The sequence below is a fragment of the Buttiauxella gaviniae ATCC 51604 genome (assembly GCF_001654835.1).
GTDB classification, from domain to species: Bacteria; Pseudomonadota; Gammaproteobacteria; order Enterobacterales; family Enterobacteriaceae; genus Buttiauxella; species Buttiauxella gaviniae.
The window spans coordinates 24,095-41,196 of sequence record NZ_LXEP01000045.1 but is presented as its reverse complement, the minus strand read 5'-3'; the positions used below and the strand labels follow the sequence as shown (position 1 = coordinate 41,196).

General features: G+C 52.4%; 16 protein-coding genes. 13 read left to right on the top strand and 3 right to left on the bottom strand.

All coding sequences use genetic code 11. The annotated features are described in order from the left end of the window. Positions 1 to 57: 57 nt before the first annotated feature. Complete coding sequence (gene paaZ, locus M977_RS22300) at positions 58 to 2,088, bottom strand: phenylacetic acid degradation bifunctional protein PaaZ (protein ID WP_064518957.1); 2,031 nt, start codon at positions 2,086 to 2,088, stop codon at positions 58 to 60. A gap of 285 nt (positions 2,089 to 2,373) precedes the next feature. Between paaZ and paaA the strand changes: the two genes are divergently transcribed. The 13 genes from paaA (at position 2,374) to paaY (ending at position 13,686) form a co-directional block, all read left to right on the top strand. After that, complete coding sequence (paaA, locus tag M977_RS22295; RefSeq protein WP_064518955.1) at positions 2,374 to 3,291, top strand: 1,2-phenylacetyl-CoA epoxidase subunit PaaA; 918 nt, start codon at positions 2,374 to 2,376, stop codon at positions 3,289 to 3,291. A 55-nt stretch (positions 3,292 to 3,346) separates the two neighbouring features. Then, entirely contained in the window at positions 3,347 to 3,634 is a 288-nt protein-coding gene (paaB, locus tag M977_RS22290) for a 1,2-phenylacetyl-CoA epoxidase subunit PaaB (RefSeq protein WP_064518953.1), read from the top strand. Between the two features lie 8 nt (positions 3,635 to 3,642). Continuing rightward, a complete protein-coding gene (gene paaC / locus M977_RS22285; RefSeq protein WP_064518951.1) occupies positions 3,643 to 4,398 on the top strand; it encodes a 1,2-phenylacetyl-CoA epoxidase subunit PaaC in 756 nt (251 codons plus the stop codon). A 10-nt stretch (positions 4,399 to 4,408) separates the two neighbouring features. Beyond that, on the top strand, positions 4,409 to 4,909 hold the full coding sequence (gene paaD, locus M977_RS22280) for a 1,2-phenylacetyl-CoA epoxidase subunit PaaD (RefSeq protein ID WP_064518949.1): 501 nt from the start codon (positions 4,409 to 4,411) through the stop codon (positions 4,907 to 4,909). Between the two features lie 7 nt (positions 4,910 to 4,916). Continuing rightward, positions 4,917 to 5,984: a 1,2-phenylacetyl-CoA epoxidase subunit PaaE gene (paaE, locus tag M977_RS22275; RefSeq protein WP_064518947.1), complete on the top strand. Its 1,068-nt coding sequence runs from the start codon at positions 4,917 to 4,919 to the stop codon at positions 5,982 to 5,984. Then, positions 5,984 to 6,751: a 2,3-dehydroadipyl-CoA hydratase PaaF gene (paaF, locus tag M977_RS22270; protein ID WP_064518945.1), complete on the top strand. Its 768-nt coding sequence runs from the start codon at positions 5,984 to 5,986 to the stop codon at positions 6,749 to 6,751. Before paaE ends, paaF begins: the two co-directional genes overlap by 1 nt. 2 nt (positions 6,752 to 6,753) lie before the next feature. Beyond that, positions 6,754 to 7,539, top strand: coding sequence for a 2-(1,2-epoxy-1,2-dihydrophenyl)acetyl-CoA isomerase PaaG (paaG, locus tag M977_RS22265; RefSeq protein ID WP_064518943.1), 786 nt, complete (start codon positions 6,754 to 6,756; stop codon positions 7,537 to 7,539). A gap of 2 nt (positions 7,540 to 7,541) precedes the next feature. Beyond that, positions 7,542 to 9,023 (top strand): 3-hydroxyacyl-CoA dehydrogenase PaaH, encoded by a 1,482-nt coding sequence (paaH, locus tag M977_RS22260; RefSeq protein ID WP_425339055.1) that lies wholly within the window; start codon positions 7,542 to 7,544, stop codon positions 9,021 to 9,023. After that, a complete protein-coding gene (paaI, locus tag M977_RS22255) occupies positions 9,013 to 9,438 on the top strand; it encodes a hydroxyphenylacetyl-CoA thioesterase PaaI (RefSeq protein ID WP_064518938.1) in 426 nt (141 codons plus the stop codon). Before paaH ends, paaI begins: the two co-directional genes overlap by 11 nt. Beyond that, the gene (gene pcaF / locus M977_RS22250; protein WP_064518936.1) at positions 9,435 to 10,643 is read left to right on the top strand and encodes a 3-oxoadipyl-CoA thiolase; all 1,209 of its coding nucleotides are present in this window, start codon (positions 9,435 to 9,437) and stop codon (positions 10,641 to 10,643) included. The genes paaI and pcaF overlap by 4 nt, the downstream gene beginning before the upstream one ends. Before the next feature lie 22 nt (positions 10,644 to 10,665). Next, the gene (paaK, locus tag M977_RS22245; RefSeq protein WP_157092114.1) at positions 10,666 to 11,982 is read left to right on the top strand and encodes a phenylacetate--CoA ligase PaaK; all 1,317 of its coding nucleotides are present in this window, start codon (positions 10,666 to 10,668) and stop codon (positions 11,980 to 11,982) included. A 168-nt stretch (positions 11,983 to 12,150) separates the two neighbouring features. Next, positions 12,151 to 13,083 (top strand): phenylacetic acid degradation operon negative regulatory protein PaaX, encoded by a 933-nt coding sequence (gene paaX, locus M977_RS22240; protein ID WP_064519042.1) that lies wholly within the window; start codon positions 12,151 to 12,153, stop codon positions 13,081 to 13,083. 9 nt (positions 13,084 to 13,092) lie between these two features. After that, positions 13,093 to 13,686, top strand: coding sequence for a phenylacetic acid degradation protein PaaY (gene paaY / locus M977_RS22235; protein WP_064518933.1), 594 nt, complete (start codon positions 13,093 to 13,095; stop codon positions 13,684 to 13,686). Positions 13,687 to 14,278: 592 nt separating this feature from the next. On the opposite strand, the gene M977_RS22230 is transcribed toward paaY, so the two are convergent. Both M977_RS22230 and M977_RS22225 read right to left on the bottom strand, forming a co-directional pair. Next, a complete protein-coding gene (locus tag M977_RS22230; protein WP_064518931.1) occupies positions 14,279 to 15,577 on the bottom strand; it encodes a glycoside hydrolase family 10-like protein in 1,299 nt (432 codons plus the stop codon). A 189-nt stretch (positions 15,578 to 15,766) separates the two neighbouring features. Next, a complete protein-coding gene (locus tag M977_RS22225; protein WP_064518928.1) occupies positions 15,767 to 17,101 on the bottom strand; it encodes an HlyD family type I secretion periplasmic adaptor subunit in 1,335 nt (444 codons plus the stop codon). Between the last annotated feature and the right edge of the window lies 1 nt (position 17,102).

Genomic DNA, 17,102 nt, shown 5'->3' with positions numbered 1-17,102 from the left:
CATTTATGAAAACTTCCGCCACGGACAATAACCAGGCAGAAGTTTTCAGTTGGTCCGTTAAACCCTTCGCGCAACCAGTGTCAGAATGGAATAGAGTGCCACGGACTGTTTATCCTGGTTCAGCACTTCAACTGCCCACTCCACCACGCCAACCGGTTTGTCTTCCGTGCTCTTTTGCGGTTTGGCAGTTTTGCGCTTGCACGACAGGCGCACTTGCAGAGTGTCGCCAATTTTCACCGGTTCGATAAAGCGCAGGTTTTCCATGCCATAGTTGGCGATAACAGGCCCAACCCCCGGATCAACAAACAACCCCGCGGCAGCTGATACCACAAAGTAGCCGTGAGCTACGCGCTCGCCAAAGAACGATTCGGCCGCACCAATTTTATCGACATGAGCGTAGAAGTGGTCGCCACTCAGATTGGCGAAGTTGACGATATCGGCTTCGGTGATGGTCCGGCGTGCTGTAAGTAAACTCTCGCCAATTTCCAGTTCGTCAAAATGCTTACGGAAAGGGTGAACCGGGCTTTCCTGCACCGCCGCGCCGTAGCTCCACTGTTTGCTTACCGCCGCCAGCATTGATGGACTGCCCTGAATCGCCGTGCGCTGCATGTAATGTTTCACTGCTCGCAGGCCACCAAGCTCTTCGCCACCACCGGCGCGTCCTGGGCCGCCATGAACCAGCATCGGCAGCGGCGAGCCGTGGCCTGTGGACTCGACAGATGACTCCTGGTTTAGCACCTGAATGCGCCCGTGAGCACGGGCGGCACCCAGAACAAACTGGCGTGCAATATCGCCACTCGCAGTGACCAGCGTTCCCGCAAGGCTACCCTGGCCTGCACGTGCCAGCGCCATCGCGTGTTCTGAATCGTGATAAGGCATTACGGTAGCAACTGGGCCGAACGCTTCCAGTTCATGTACCGCAGGTGTTTCATCTGGCTGCTGGCACAGCAATAACGTTGGCGGGAAGAAGGCACCGGGATGAGAGCCATCCGCTTTGCCACCTATCACAATCTGGCAGCCAACGGCAACCAACTGATTCACTTTGCTTTGCACATCGTCACGCTGCTCAAGACTAACCAGTGCACCCATTTTCACGCCTTCCTGAGCAGGGTCACCGGGTTGGATCTTCTCAAGTTTGGCTTTCAGCGCCTGAATCACATTTTCCAACTGATCCTGCGGGACGATGACACGGCGGATTGCGGTACATTTTTGCCCAGCTTTGGCGGTCATCTCACGCACCACCTCACGAATAAACAACGTAAATTCAGGCTTTTCCGCTGCCACATCTTCACCCAGCACGCAGCAGTTAAGTGAGTCAGCTTCCATTGTGAATGGGACTGAACGGGCAACAATATTTGAGTGACAACGTAACTTCTGCCCAGTACTGGCTGAGCCGGTAAAGGTCACCACATCTTGTTCATCCAGCAGATCAAACAGGTTACCTACGCCACCGCAGATAAGGCTGATTGCGCCCTCTGGCACCAGCCCGGAATCGACGATGGATTTCACCATCACTTGTGTGAGCTGCGCGCTGGCGGTGCCGGGTTTTATAATGGCTGGCATTCCAGCAAGCCAGGTTGGGGCCAGTTTTTCTAACATTCCCCAACAAGGGAAGTTAAATGCATTGATGTGCAGCGCCACGCCAGATTTTGACGTCAGCACATGGCGGGCGGCGAACCCGCCTTGTTTAGAAAGCGGGATCATTTCATCTTCTGGCCACAGTACATCGTCAGGCAGTTCACGGTTTCCCATACCGGCATAGGCGAAAAGGGTGCCGATACCACCTTCGATATCAACCCAGCTGTCTGCGCGGGTCGCACCGGTCTGTGCGGAAATTTCATAAAACGTTTCTTTGTTTGCCAATAGGTGTTTTGCCACCGCTTTCAACATGGCTGCACGTTGCACGAAGGTCAGAGCGCGTAATGCCGCACCACCTGATTCAATAGCAAAATGACGTGCCTGCGCCATATCCAGCCCTTCGCTGGTAACCTGATACAGCGCCTCACCGCTAATTGCATGATTTATAGTGCGTTCTTTGCCACGTCCCATCACCCATTGGCCTGCCAGATAACTAGTTAACTGCTGCATCAAACACCTCGTTAAGAATTACATTTAATGACACTAATGTTTAATTTGTGAATCATAAAAAGCAAGATGTAATTTAATAATTTATTAACAACGTGATTGCATGCCTTTTTGGTTTATTTCGTAACTTAATGAATAATTTAGTTTATTTAAAATTTATCGTGATAATGCTCACAAACCATACGTGTTAATTTTGCCGTTTTAGTTAACTTATCTGTAACTTTAAATCATTAAGTGATTCACAATGTCGCATTTAGTGAATCTAAACCGAATCATAAAGGTGATGCCGTGACCGAATTACACCGTTTTGATGAGCGAATTGCGCAGGAAATTGCGATTGAACCGCAGGACTGGATGCCGGATGAATACCGTAAGACATTGATTCGCCAGATAGGGCAGCACGCCCATTCTGAAATTGTTGGCATGTTACCGGAAGGCAACTGGCTGACTCGCGCACCGAGCCTGAAACGCAAAGCGATTTTGCTGGCGAAAGTGCAGGACGAAGCTGGACATGGACTTTATCTCTACAGCGCGGCGGAAACCCTGGGCTGTGCGCGAGAAGACATCTACCAGAAGATGCTCGACGGCAAGATGAAATACTCCTCGATCTTTAACTATCCGACGCTGAACTGGGCCGATATTGGCGTGATCGGCTGGTTGGTTGATGGCGCGGCGATTGTGAACCAGGTGGCGCTGTGCCGCACTTCCTACGGCCCATATGCCCGGGCGATGGTGAAGATCTGCAAAGAAGAGAGCTTCCATCAACGCCAGGGTTTTGAAGCCTGCATGGTGCTGGCGCAGGGCAGTAAAGAACAACGCCAGATGTTGCAGGACGCGATCAACCGTTTCTGGTGGCCTGCGTTGATGATGTTTGGCCCAAACGACGACAACTCCCCAAATAGCGCCCAAAGCCTTACATGGAAAATCAAACGTTTTGGTAACGACGAACTGCGCCAACGTTTTGTCGACAACACCGTACCGCAGGTGGAAATGCTCGGCATGACGGTGCCGGATAGCGATCTCACTTTTAACGAAGCAACAAGGCATTACGAATTCGGCGAAATTGACTGGCATGAATTTAACGAAGTGATTGCCGGGCGCGGGTTGTGCAACGAAGAGCGTTTGAGCGCCAAACGTAAAGCGTGGGAAGAGGGTGCATGGGTGCGTGAAGCGGCGCTGGCGTACGCAGAAAAACAGAATTTGTAGGGTGGATAAGCACTAGCGTCATCCACCATTTACATCGGATATGAAGGATTGATTTATGAGCAATGTTCACTGGCCGTTATACGAAGTGTTTATTCGCAGCAAACAAGGGTTATCGCACCGCCACGTTGGCAGCCTGCACGCTGCAGACCAACAAATGGCGCTGGAAAACGCCCGCGATGCTTACACCCGCCGCAGTGAAGGCTGCTCAATCTGGGTGGTAAAGGCGAGCGAAATTATCGCTTCCCAGCCTGAAGAACGCGGTGCCTTCTTTGACCCGGCGGAAACAAAGATTTATCGCCACCCAACGTTCTACACCATCCCTGATGGCATCGAGCACATGTGAGGCGTGAAATGACTTATTCCCCGTTAACCACTTACACCCTGCGCCTTGGCGACACCAGCCTGGTACTGGCCCAGCGCCTGAGTGCCTGGTGTGGGCATGCACCAGAACTAGAGATCGATCTCGCGCTGGCGAACATCGGCCTGGACTTACTCGGCCAGGCACGCAATTTCCTGACCTACGCAGCAGAACTTCAGGGTGACCAGCTTGATGAAGACAAACTGGCGTATGGGCGCGACGAACGTGAGTTCCACAATTTACTACTGGCAGAACAGCCGAACGGTGATTTTGCCGACACCCTCATGCGCCAGTATCTGCTGGATGCCTGGCATGTTGAACTGTTTAGCCAGTTGGCGCAAAGCCGCGACCGCCAACTGGCGGCAATTGCCGCAAAAGCCATCAAAGAGGTGCGTTACCACCTGCGCTTTAGCCGTGGTTGGTTAGTGCGTCTGGGCAACGGCACTGAGGTTTCTCAGCAAAAAATGCAGCAGGCACTCAATAAACTGTGGCGCTTTAGCGGCGAGATGTTCCATGCAGATGAACTGGAAATCAGCCTTGCTGAGCAAGGGATTGGCGTTGACCCGCGCACCTTGCGTGCCGCCTGGGAAAAAGAAACGTTTAACGGCCTGATTGAGGCCTCACTGGTTAAACCACAAGAAGCGCAATACCGCATGGGCGGCAAACAAGGGCTACATACCGAACATCTAGGCCCGCTGTTGGCAGAAATGCAATATCTGCAACGCGCTTACCCCAATCAGCAATGGTAGTGAGGTAAAAATGCAAATTTTCGATGTGGTGGAACCGGCTAGAGTCCGCGATGTATGGCGCATTCTCGGGCAGATCAGCGACCCGGAAATCCCGGTACTGACTATCACCGATCTGGGCATGGTGCGCAGCGTTCACCACCGTGAAGACGGTTGGCATATCGGTTTCACGCCAACGTATTCCGGCTGCCCGGCGACCGACTTTTTGCTGACGGCAATTCGTGAAGCGATGGCAGACGCGCAATTGCAACCGGTGCATATCGAACAAATGCTGCACCCGGCGTGGACAACCGACTGGATGTCGCCCGCGGCCAAAACGCGGCTGCGTGAATACGGCATCAGCCCACCGCAAGGCCACGCTTGCCACGCCATATCAGTCAGCGGCGATGTGGAATGCCCACGCTGCGGCAGTTTGCATACCTCGCTTATCAGCGAATTCGGTTCCACGGCCTGTAAAGCGTTATACCGCTGCGACAGCTGCCGCGAACCCTTTGATTACTTTAAATGTATTTGAGGTAGCCATGACGACGTTTCATTCGCTAAAGGTGGCGCGCATTGAGCAGGAAACTCCTGACGCGGTGGCCATCACTTTTGAAGTGCCAGGAGAATTACAGACGCATTTTGCTTTCAAACCTGGCCAGCATTTGACTCTAAAAACTCGCCTCGGTGGTGAGGAGTTACGCCGCTGTTACTCCATTTGTCGCGCCGAACAACCCGGCGAAATCTGTGTGGCGGTAAAAGCCATCGACGGTGGGCGCTTTTCGCAATATGCGGTGAGCGATTTGGTGGCGGGTATGGCGATGGACGTGATGATCCCGCAGGGAACATTCGGCTACCAACCGCAGCCTGAAACTGAGGGTAATTATTTGGCGCTGGCAGTCGGCTCCGGCATTACGCCAATGTTGGCGATTGTCGCAGCAACGCTTGCCACCGAATCCAATAGCCGAGTAACGCTGGTTTATGGCAACCGCAGCAGCCGCAGCATGATGTTCCGCCAGGCGCTGGCCGACTTAAAAGACCGCTACCCACAACGCCTGCAACTTATCTATCTGTTCAGCCAGGAAGTGCAGGAAAGCGAATTGCTGAGCGGAAGACTCGACGGCGCGAAACTCAAAGCGCTGGGCGATAACTTGCTCGATATAAAAGGCTTTAACCGCACGTTCATCTGCGGCCCACAAAGCATGATGCATGAAACCGAAGCCGCACTGCTGGAAATGGGCGTGGCGGCGGACAATATTTTTATCGAACACTTCAACACGCCCGGCACTGCACCGAGCTTGCGCCGCCGCGAACAGGCGGCAGGCAAAACGGTAACGATTCGCCAGGACGGACGCGACCGCAAAATTACCCTCGATTCGCATGACGAAAGCATTCTCGACGCGGCGTTGCGCCAGGGTGCGGATTTACCTTACGCATGCAAAGGCGGGGTGTGCGCCACCTGCCGCTGCAAAGTGGTGAGCGGTGAAGTGGGGATGGGCGTCAATTACAGCCTTGAACCAGACCAACTGGCGGCGGGTTACATCCTCAGTTGCCAGGCGCTGCCGAAAGGTGACGACGTAGTGCTCGACTTTGATGCGCAGGGGCTGTGATGAGCGAATTATTGGTTAGCCAAAACGGGCGCGTACTGACCCTGACTTTAAACCGCCCCGAAGCGCGAAACGCTTTAAATAACGCGCTGCTTGATCAGATCGCCTTAGCGCTGGAAGCCGCGCAGCAAAACGAAAGCACAGGGGCAGTCGTTATTACGGGCAACGATCGATTTTTCGCCGCTGGGGCTGATCTTAAAGAGATGGCGAGCCTTGATATGCCCGCCACGCTTAACGATCCACGCCCACAGCTTTGGGCTCGTATCGAACGTTTTAACAAACCGCTGCTGGCTGCAGTAAACGGTTATGCGTTGGGTGCCGGGTGCGAACTGGCGATGCTATGCGACATCGTAATGGCGGGTGACAACGCACGCTTTGGCCTGCCTGAAATAACTCTCGGCATTATGCCCGGCGCGGGTGGTACACAACGTTTGATTCGCAGTGTTGGCAAAGCGATGGCATACAAAATGGTGTTGACGGGCAAGGCGATAACCGCACAACAGGCGCAGCAGGCAGGCCTGGTTGCAGAGATGTGCCCTGCGGCGTTAACGCTGGAATACAGCGAAAAGCTGGCGGCGCGCATCGCGCAACATGCGCCGCTGGCATTGCAGGCTGCGAAAACCGCACTGCGCCAGGCACATGAACTGTCTCTCAGTCAGGGCTTAGCCCACGAACGGCAGCTTTTCACGCTGCTTGCCGCCACCGAAGACCGGCAGGAAGGCATTGCCGCATTTCTCGAAAAACGACCCGCTGCGTTTAAAGGACGATAGCCATGACATTCATTCTTAGTGATGTGCAAAACGGCGTGATGACGCTGACGTTAAATCGCCCGGAGCGCCTGAATAGTTTTAATGACGAAATGCATCGCCAGCTTGCTGATGTGCTGACGCAAGTCGAACGTGACGACACCATTCGCTGCCTGCTGATAACGGGCGCGGGCCGTGCGTTTTGTGCCGGACAAGATCTCAATGACCGCAATGTTGACCCAAGTGGAGCTGCTCCAGACTTAGGCGCCTCGGTTGAGAACTTCTATAACCCGCTGATTAAGCGCCTGGCCGCATTGCCAAAACCAGTTATTGCGGCGGTTAACGGTGTCGCCGCCGGTGCCGGGGCAACGCTTGCCCTGGGCTGCGATATGGTGATTGCGGCGCGTTCAGCAAACTTCATTATGTCTTTTAGCAAATTAGGCCTCGTTCCTGATTGCGGAGGTACCTGGTATTTGCCGCGCCTTGCCGGGCGTGCTCGTGCGATGGGGCTGGCGTTGCTGGGCGATAAACTGAGTGCGGAGCAAGCCCATCAATGGGGCATGATCTGGCAAGTGGTGGATGATGAAGCACTCAACGATACCGCTCGCCAGCTCGCCGTGCATTTTGCCAGCCAGCCAACCTTTGGCCTGGGACTGGTGAAGAAGGCACTGAACGCTTCCGAAACAAACACCCTTGAAGAACAGCTCGATCTTGAGCGCGATTACCAGCGCATGGCCGGGCGTAGCGAAGATTACCGCGAAGGGGTGTCGGCATTTCTGGCTAAACGCACACCGGTGTTTAAGGGGAAATGATGATGCTGACACCACAATCAATTATTGCCGTGATTGGCGGCGGCACCATGGGGGCTGGCATTGCGCAGGTTGCCGCACAAGCCGGGCACCGGGTCAGAATTTACGATATCCATCCCGGTGCTGCGGCGCGTGCCATTGATGCAATTGCCACAGCGCTGAGTGCCCGCGTGGCAAAGGGTAAAATGACGGCGTCCGAAAAGCATGACGTTGAAAGCCGTTTAAACACTGCACAGAGCATCAGCGAACTGGCGGATGCGGCACTGGTCATTGAGGCCGCAGCCGAACAAATCGACATCAAGCAGGCAATCTTCCGTGAACTGGCAGCGGTCTGTTCCGCGGAGGCGATTTTCGCCAGCAACACATCGTCGATTTCCATTACCGCGATTGCCAGCGGCGTTGAACAACCACAGCGTGTGGCAGGGCTGCATTTCTTTAACCCAGCACCGGTGATGAAACTGGTGGAAGTGGTGAGCGGGCTGGAAACTTCCCCTGCGGTTCTCGAAAGCCTGACCGGCTTGGCGATGCGTTGGGGCAAACAACCGGTGCATTGCCACTCGACACCGGGCTTTATCGTTAACCGCGTGGCGCGCCCATTTTATGCTGAAGCCTGGCGCGCGCTCGAAGAGCAAGTAGCACCAGCGGGCGTGATTGATGCGGCATTGCGCGACTGCGGTGGGTTTCCGATGGGGCCGCTGGCGTTGACCGACCTTATCGGCCAGGACGTGAACTTTGCCGTGACCTGTTCCGTATTCAATGGTTTCTGGCAGGAACGCCGCTTTCTGCCTTCGCTTATCCAGCAGGAACTGGTGTTTGGTAAACGCCTTGGCAAAAAAACCGGGCAGGGCGTATACCGCTGGCCACTCAATGAATCATTGCCTTATCTGCCCGCCGAGCCTGGCGAATCAGATGCGCAAGAAATTCAGCACCATGGTTTTGCCGCATGGCTGAATAATCACGATTCAGGTGACGGCGTCACGTATTCGTATCTTGAACTGGACGATGTTCTGGTGCAGATGACGCAAGGCGAAACAGCGACTCAACTGGCTAAACGTCTGCAACGCCCGGTCGTGCTGCTTGATCTGGTCAACGACTGGCAAAGCTCACCGCTGGTCGTGCTGGCGGCTGCGGCAAGTAACACGGTTGTGCAGACTGCCAAAGCGATTCGTTTCTTCCAGCAGCAGGGTAAACAGGTGCTGATGATCAGCGACTACCCTGGAATGCTGGTCTGGCGCACGGTCGCTATGCTCGCGAACGAAGCGACCGATGCTGCGCAAAAAGGTGTCGCCAGTGAAGAGGATATCGACACCGCGATGCGCCTTGGCGTGAATTACCCTCATGGCCCGCTGGCGTGGGGCGCGGAACTCGGCTGGCAGCAGGTACTGCGCATGATGGAGAACCTGCAACAACATTACGGCGAGGAGCGCTATCGCCCAACGTCAATCCTGCGTCAACGCTCGCTTCTGGAGACACAACATGAGCATTAATGCATGGGCGAATGCCCGGGAAATGTATGCTCGCGACAACTGTGCGCAGCAGATGGGCATCGAGATTCAGGACATGGGGGATGGATTTGCACGCCTGACCATGACCATCACCGACGTCATGCTCAACGGCCATCAAACCTGCCACGGCGGGCAACTGTTTACGCTGGCTGACACCGCATTTGCCTACGCCTGCAACAGCCAGGGGCTGGCGGCAGTGGCTTCCGGTTGCAGTATCGATTTCGTCCGACCTGGAAAAGCCGGTGATGTGCTGACAGCCATTGCTCAGGTACGCACTCAAGGCCGGCAGACCGGGGTATATGACATTGAAATCATTAACCAGGATGAGAAAACCATCGCTCTGTTTCGTGGGCGTTCGCACCGTATTGGAACCACAGTTTCAGGAGCCAGACTATGAACGACGCATTTATCTGTGACGGTGTCCGCACGCCCATTGGCCGCTACGGTGGAGCACTCTCTTCAGTTCGTGCCGATGATCTTGCCGCGATCCCGCTAAAAGAGCTGATGGCTCGCTACCCGAACCTTGACTGGAACGCAGTAGACGATGTGATTCTCGGCTGTGCCAACCAGGCAGGGGAAGATAACCGTAACGTGGCGCGTATGGCGACGTTACTTGCCGGGTTACCGCAGACAATTTCTGGCACCACAATTAACCGCTTGTGCGGGTCGGGCCTTGATGCGTTAGGTATGGCCGCGCGGGCAATCAAAGCCGGTGATGCCGAACTGATGATTGCCGGAGGCGTAGAGTCGATGTCCCGCGCACCTTTTGTGATGGGCAAAGCCAGCACGCCTTTTCAGCGCCAGGCGGAGATGTTTGATACCACGATCGGCTGGCGTTTTGTGAACCCGCTCATGGCTGAACAATTTGGTACTGACAGCATGCCAGAAACGGCAGAGAATGTAGCGGAGTTGTTAAATATCAGCCGTGCCGATCAAGATGCCTTTGCCTGGCGCAGCCAGCAACGTGCGCAGCTGGCACGTGAGAATGGCGTTCTGGCCGAGGAAATTGTGCCGGTGCAGTTGAAAGGAAAAAAAGGCGCGGTGACTGAGATTCGCGAAGACGAACATCCGCGACCGGAAACCACTTTGCAGCAGCTCAACGGACTAAAAGCACCGTTTCGTACCAACGGTGTGATTACTGCCGGAAATGCATCAGGTGTGAACGACGGTGCGGCGGCGCTCATCATCGCCAGCGCGTCGGCAGCTCAGCGCCACGGTTTAACGCCAACAACGCGCATTGTCGCGATGGCAACTGCCGGTGTTGAACCGCGCCTGATGGGGCTTGGGCCAGTGCCTGCCACCCGTAAGGTGCTGGAGCTGGCAGGGCTTTCCATCAACGACATGGATGTTATCGAACTGAACGAAGCCTTTGCCGCGCAAGCGCTGGGGGTTTTACGACAGTTGGGGCTGCCTGACGACGCCCCACATGTTAACCCCAACGGCGGTGCGATTGCGTTAGGTCATCCGTTAGGTATGAGTGGAGCCCGACTGGCGCTTGCCGCCAGCCACGAACTTCATCGCCGCAACGGGCGTTATGCCCTGTGTACGATGTGTATCGGTGTTGGCCAGGGCATTGCCCTGATCCTTGAGCGTGTGAGCTAATCAACCCTGCGAGTACCCTATAATGATAACCTCTACTACAAAGCTGGAACCGATTGAAACCGCATCAGTTGATGAGCTGCAGGCACTCCAAACGCAGCGTATGAAATGGACGCTGAATCACGCTTATAACAACGTGCCGATGTACAAACGCAAGTTTGATGCGGTGGGCGTGCACCCTGATGATTTTAAAGAGCTGAAGGACATTCGGCTTTTCCCCTGCACCACTAAACAAGATTTGCGCGACAACTATCCGTTCGATACTTTTGCGGTGCCGATGGAACAGGTTGTGCGTATTCATGCCTCATCTGGCACAACGGGCAAACCTACGGTAGTCGGCTACACGCAAAAAGATATTGATACCTGGGCTGATATTGTCGCCCGTTCGCTTCGTGCCGCAGGCGGTACGCCAAAAGATAAAATTCACGTCGCTTATGGTTACGGGCTGTTTACAGGCGGACTGGGTGCGCATTATGGCGCTGAGCGCCTCGGGGCGACCGTTATTCCGATGTCCGGTGGGCAAACTGAGAAGCAGGCGCAACTGATCCGCGATTTCCGCCCGGACATGATTATGGTGACTCCGTCCTGGTGCCTGAACTTGATTGAAGAACTGGAACGTCAGATGGGTGGCGATGCGCGAGATTGTTCGCTGCGTGTCGGAGTATTTGGTGCTGAGCCCTGGACTCATGCGATGCGCCGTGAAATTGAACGCCGCCTCGGCATTACCGCGCTGGATATTTACGGCCTGTCAGAAGTGATGGGACCGGGCGTGGCGATGGAGTGCCTGGAAACCACAGACGGGCCAACTATCTGGGAAGATCATTTTTACCCGGAAATTGTTAACCCGATAAGCGGTGCCGCGCTGGATGATGGCGAGCAGGGTGAGTTGCTGTTCACGACGCTGACCAAAGAAGCGCTGCCGGTGATTCGTTACCGTACCCGCGACCTGACGCGCTTACTGCCAGGCACCGCCCGTACTATGCGCCGTATGGACCGCATCACCGGGCGCTCAGACGACATGCTTATCATCCGTGGTGTGAATGTGTTCCCATCACAACTGGAAGAAGAGATCGTAAAATTTGAACACCTGGCACCGCATTATCAGCTGGAAGTACATCGCGATGGCCATCTCGACACGCTGGCGGTGAAAGTTGAGCTCAAAGAGAGCAGTCTGCATTTGAGCCATGAACAGCGTTGTTCCGTTTGCCACCAGTTGCGTCATCAGATTAAGTCAATGGTGGGGATTTCAACCGATATCAGCATTGTTAACTGCGGCAGTTTGCCTCGTTCGGAAGGGAAAGCGATTCGCGTTTGTGATTTGCGCCAGGCCACGAATCAGTAATCACAACCACTATTGGGTCGGTTATATCAGACGCTGCAGCGTTTATCCGACCCGGAAAATCTGTATTTCTAGAAATTGTGAATCGCATTGTTAATGACCTGATTTTTATTGTCTTTGTTGTGCTATGTTTTGGCTAATGTGCGTTAAAAACGGAATTTCTGGCAGATGATGAACAGCAAACTGGAACAGTTTATTGAGCAGGCGGTCAGCGCCGTTCCCATTAGCGGAACGTCGCTGATTGTTTCTTTATATGGAGATGCACTGGCGCATCGCGGCGGTGAAATTTGGCTCGGTAGCCTTGCGACCATGCTGGAGTCATTGGGCTTTGGTGAGCGTTTTGTTCGCACTTCACTGTTCAGGCTTAATAAAGAGGGCTGGCTTGATGTGGAGCGCGTCGGGCGACGGAGTTTTTATCGCCTGACAGAAATGGGCCAGCGCATGACGCGCCGGGCAGAAGCGAAAATCTACCGAGCCGGGCAGCCTGAATGGGACGGCAAGTGGTTGCTTTTGCTCTCCGAAGGGCTTGAAAAAAGCACACTTCAACAAGTGAAAAATCAGCTTATCTGGCAAGGGTTTGGCACACTTGCCCCCAGCCTGATGGCGTCGCCATCGCAAAATCTCGCCGATGTACAAAACCTGCTGCATGAAGCCGGCGTGGCGGATAACGTGATCTGTTTTGAAGCCAGTTCACCGCTTCAGACATCAAAAACTGCACTCAAAGCCCGCGTCGAAGAGTGCTGGCTACTCACTGATAAAAATGAGCGCTACGGTGAGTTTATCAACTCGTTTCGACCGTTGTTGCCGCTGTTGCGTGAGGCAGATGCCAGCGAACTGACGCCGTTGCGTTGTTTCCAGATTCAACTTTTGCTCATACATTTCTACCGCCGCGTAGTGCTGAAAGATCCGCTGCTTCCTGATGAATTACTGCCGCCACACTGGCAAGGGCAAAGCGCCCGCCAGCTGTGTATCAACATCTATCAGCGTGTCGCACCGGGCGCACTGGCTTTTGTCAGCGAACATGGTGAAACCTCAGTGGGTGACTTGCCACAACCGGGAAGCGGCTACTATCAGCGCTTTGGTGGGATCAATACCAAGCCGTAAGGAGTTATTATGCCCGTATATCAAATTGATGGACTCACACCCGTAGTGCCGGAAGACAGCTATGTGCATCCCACGGCCGTGCTGATTGGCGATGTGATTCTTGGCCACCGTGTGTATATCGGGCCGAATGCCAGCTTACGCGGTGACTTTGGGCGCATCATCGTCAAAGATGGCGCTAACGTGCAGGATAACTGTGTGATGCATGGTTTCCCGGAGCAGGACACAGTTGTTGAAGAAGACGGGCATATTGGCCACGGTGCGATTCTGCACGGCTGCTTAATTGGTAAAAATGCACTGATCGGTATGAATGCGGTGATCCTTGACGGAGCACAGATTGGCGAAAACAGTATTGTTGGCGCAACGGCGTTTGTTAAAGCCCGTGCGGAATTTGGACCCAACCAGATGATCCTGGGCAGCCCAGCGAAAGTGGTGCGCGAGTTACGCCCGGATGAACTTGCGTGGAAAAAGCAGGGGACACGCGAATACCAGGATTTGGTGATCCGCTGTCAGCAAACGATGCACCAGGTTGAACCACTGCGCGAAGTGGAGCCGAACCGTAATGAAAAAATGGTGGATGCCGGTTACAATGTGAAACCCCAGTAATAAAGAGTACCAGGGAAGTTTGGTCACTTCCCTGATGGACAAATAAATAGCCTCGGATTATTCCGGGGTTTATTTTTAGTTAGCGATAATGGTGATGATGCCAGCCGTGGTGATGGCCACCATCCCTGTAAATACAGCCAGACAGGCTCATGATAATTACTATGCTACTGATAATTAGTATAAATTTCTTCATGGTTGATACCGTTTCTCACTATTAACATTACCAGTGATTATCGGTGGATATAAAACTGGAACAACCAGATAAAACTCAATTTCATTCCCTTCACATTATCCTCAATATTGCTCAATTAATACTCACCCCATAATTCAATATAAAAAATAATTAATGTGGCGGAATTGATATGCCAATCGCTGAACAAAATAAGACTATTTCGATTGGTTTTTTTGAATCATAGCGAGGATACAAAAAGAGATGGGCAACGCTGTTTCATGTTAGGAATAAATGAAGCCTAATTTTTAGATGCATTTACGTGAATTCTGCTGCACCGATGTACTGCCAAAACAGCAGAATTCACGTAGCGACGTCATTTTAAAACAAATTCATTATATTCAATATGTTATGTAGTGGGTGTTAACTGCCCCAGCGGTTTTTAAGGTAGCTAACGGCTTCTCTGGTCTGTGGCTGGTTGAGATTGTTCTCTCTGAACAAAATGGTGCCGCTGATTTGTGGCAAAGATTCGTTCAGATCGAGCTGTTTTTTCAACTCGGGTACACCACCGTTTACAGTCCAGTCTGGCTCTTTCCTGGACGGTTCACCGACTTTGTAGAGCGCAACGCCAATATAGAGCCGCGTATTTGTGGGTTTCACCACATCAGCCCACCATTTTGCGAGCACATCATAACGGGCAGCATCTCGCGCGAAAGGCCAGTACAACTGCGGGGCAATGTAATCCAATAGGCCCTGTTGCACCCACTTTCGTGTATCAGCAAAAGATTCATCGTATGCCGCAGCACCTCTGGTATCGGAGCCTGCCGGATCAAATGAACGGTTACGCCATACGCCAGCAGGGCTCACACCAAATTCGACACCTGGCTTTAACTGTTTGATAGTTCGAGAAACTTGTTCAATTAATTGCTGCGTATTGTGCCGACGCCAGTCCGCTTTTGAATCAAATCCCTGGCCATATTTTTGGAATGTCGGGTTGTCGTTGATGAAGGAACCAGGGGACTCTGTATAGAAGTAGTCATCAAACTGCACGCCATCAACGTCATAACGCGATACCACTTCAGCAACGACACTGGTAATCCAGTCACGAACTTCTGGAATGCCGGGATCTAATACATAACGATCGCCTGATGTACGAATCCAGTCGCGATGCAGCACAAACACGCTCGGTGGTTGGTCCGACAAAGTGTTGTTGAGTTCTGCAACGGTCGACGGTTTGGTATTTGTGGAAACACGGTAAGGGTTAAGCCAGGCGTGAACTTTTATGCCGCGCTTGTGTGCTTCATCGAGCATAAATTGCAGCGGATCGTAACCTGGGTCTTCGCCAATTTTGCCCGTCAGTACATCTGACCATGGCAAAATTTTTGATTGCCAAAGCGCTGTGGCGTCAGGTTTGATCTGGAAAAATACGGTATTAATTCCAAGACTTTTCAGGTTATCTAATTTGTTTTTTAGCGCCTGCTGTTGCTGGCTAACGCGAGTGGAAGCGTTATTGGGATTCACTGATGCAACAGGGGGCCAATCAAGACGAGACACCGTCGCGAGCCATACGCCTCGTACTGGTTCTTGATTTTGCGAACGCGATGCCGGATGCGTCTGTTTAGTCACCGGGGTCACGAGTGAGACCGGTGGTTTTGAAGAGCAGCTGGCAAGTAACATAGCGGCGATAACAAAGGCGCCTGACGTTTTCACTTTTCTTGTCATAAGCGGAAAGTTACGAGAGCGGCTGATGGTAGACTCCAATTTTGCGGCACATAGTCAGGAACGAATATTCTCTTCTGATTCGCATTTAAGTCAATGATGTAGATTATGTTAATTGGCATCGGGAAGACTATATAGAAGAAAAAATAGTAGCGAGTGGCACTATGGCCACTCGCCTTAAATAGGATGGCATCAGTACTCCTTAAACGCCAGTTCCAGACGCGCGATTAATGGCTTGAACAGATAGCTCAAGAATGTGCGCTCTCCGGTTTTAATCGTCACACTTGCCGGCATGCCCGCTTTAATTTTGTAGTCGCCCAGCAAACGCACGCCTTCTGTAGAGACCTGAACTTCTGCCAGGTAATAGGGCTGCTGCGTGGCTTCATCGATTAAGCGGTCAGCAGAAATAGTTAACACGCGCGCAGGAACTGATGGCAATAAAGCGTGGTTAAGGGCAGGGAACAGCACATCAACCATCAACCCGGGAACCAGTTTATCAATGGCATGTACCGGTATTTTTGCATCTATTTGCAGAGGTTGCCCGGCAGCAACAATATCCATTAAATGTTCTCCTGGCTGAATAATACCGCCCACAGTACTGACTTTTACATCCAGAACTATGCCATCAATAGGTGAACGAATTTCCGTATTATCCAGTTCATGCCGAGTCGAAACTAACTCATCTTCAAGCACAGAGACTTCTTTTTGTTTTTCCGTAAGTTCGGATTCCACTTCTCGCAAATATTGATGACGCACTTGATACGCTTTGATTTTCAGTTCATTTTGCTGTGATTTTAGCTTAGCGATATTCAGAATATCCTCTGATACGCTGCCGGATATTTCAGCAGCTTCGCGTTCAAGCACCAGCAATTGTGCTTTAGGGTAATAGTTTTTTTCGCTCAGCGCTCTTATGGCACCTAACTCCCGATTGATTAGATTAGACTGATGATCCCGAAAACTTTTTATTTTATTTAAATTATCGGTTTGTTCTACAAGGCCATCGAGCGTCTCCTGAATCATTGATAATTCATCCTGGATATTTTTTCTGCGTGTTTCGAATAACTTTTCTTGAAGATTCCTGACCTCAATCAGCCGTTTATTCTCAGCAAATTGTTGTGTCAATGTATTATCAAAAGCAATGGTTTCCAGGCCGCCTCGTTCTGCCAGCAAACGGTCTTCAATACTTTTTGCTGACATATATTGTGCATTTAACGTGCTGTAACGCATGCCAAGTTGCATTCTATCCAGCCGCACTAACACCTGATTTTTTTTAACTAAATCGCCTTCTTTAATAAAAATATCGGTGACTCGCCCACCACTTAAATGCTGGATAGTTTTACGGTGGCTTGAAACCGTCACCGTCCCGTCAGCCACCACACCGGCATCTAAAGGAGCTTGCACAGCCCATAATAAAAAACCGCCAACACCAAGCGTTATAACGATGATCCCACGTAGTATTGGAGGCCAGATATTGGTATCAACTCTGCCAGAACCGGGGGTTTGCGCGTCTTTGTTATTCTTTTTCATC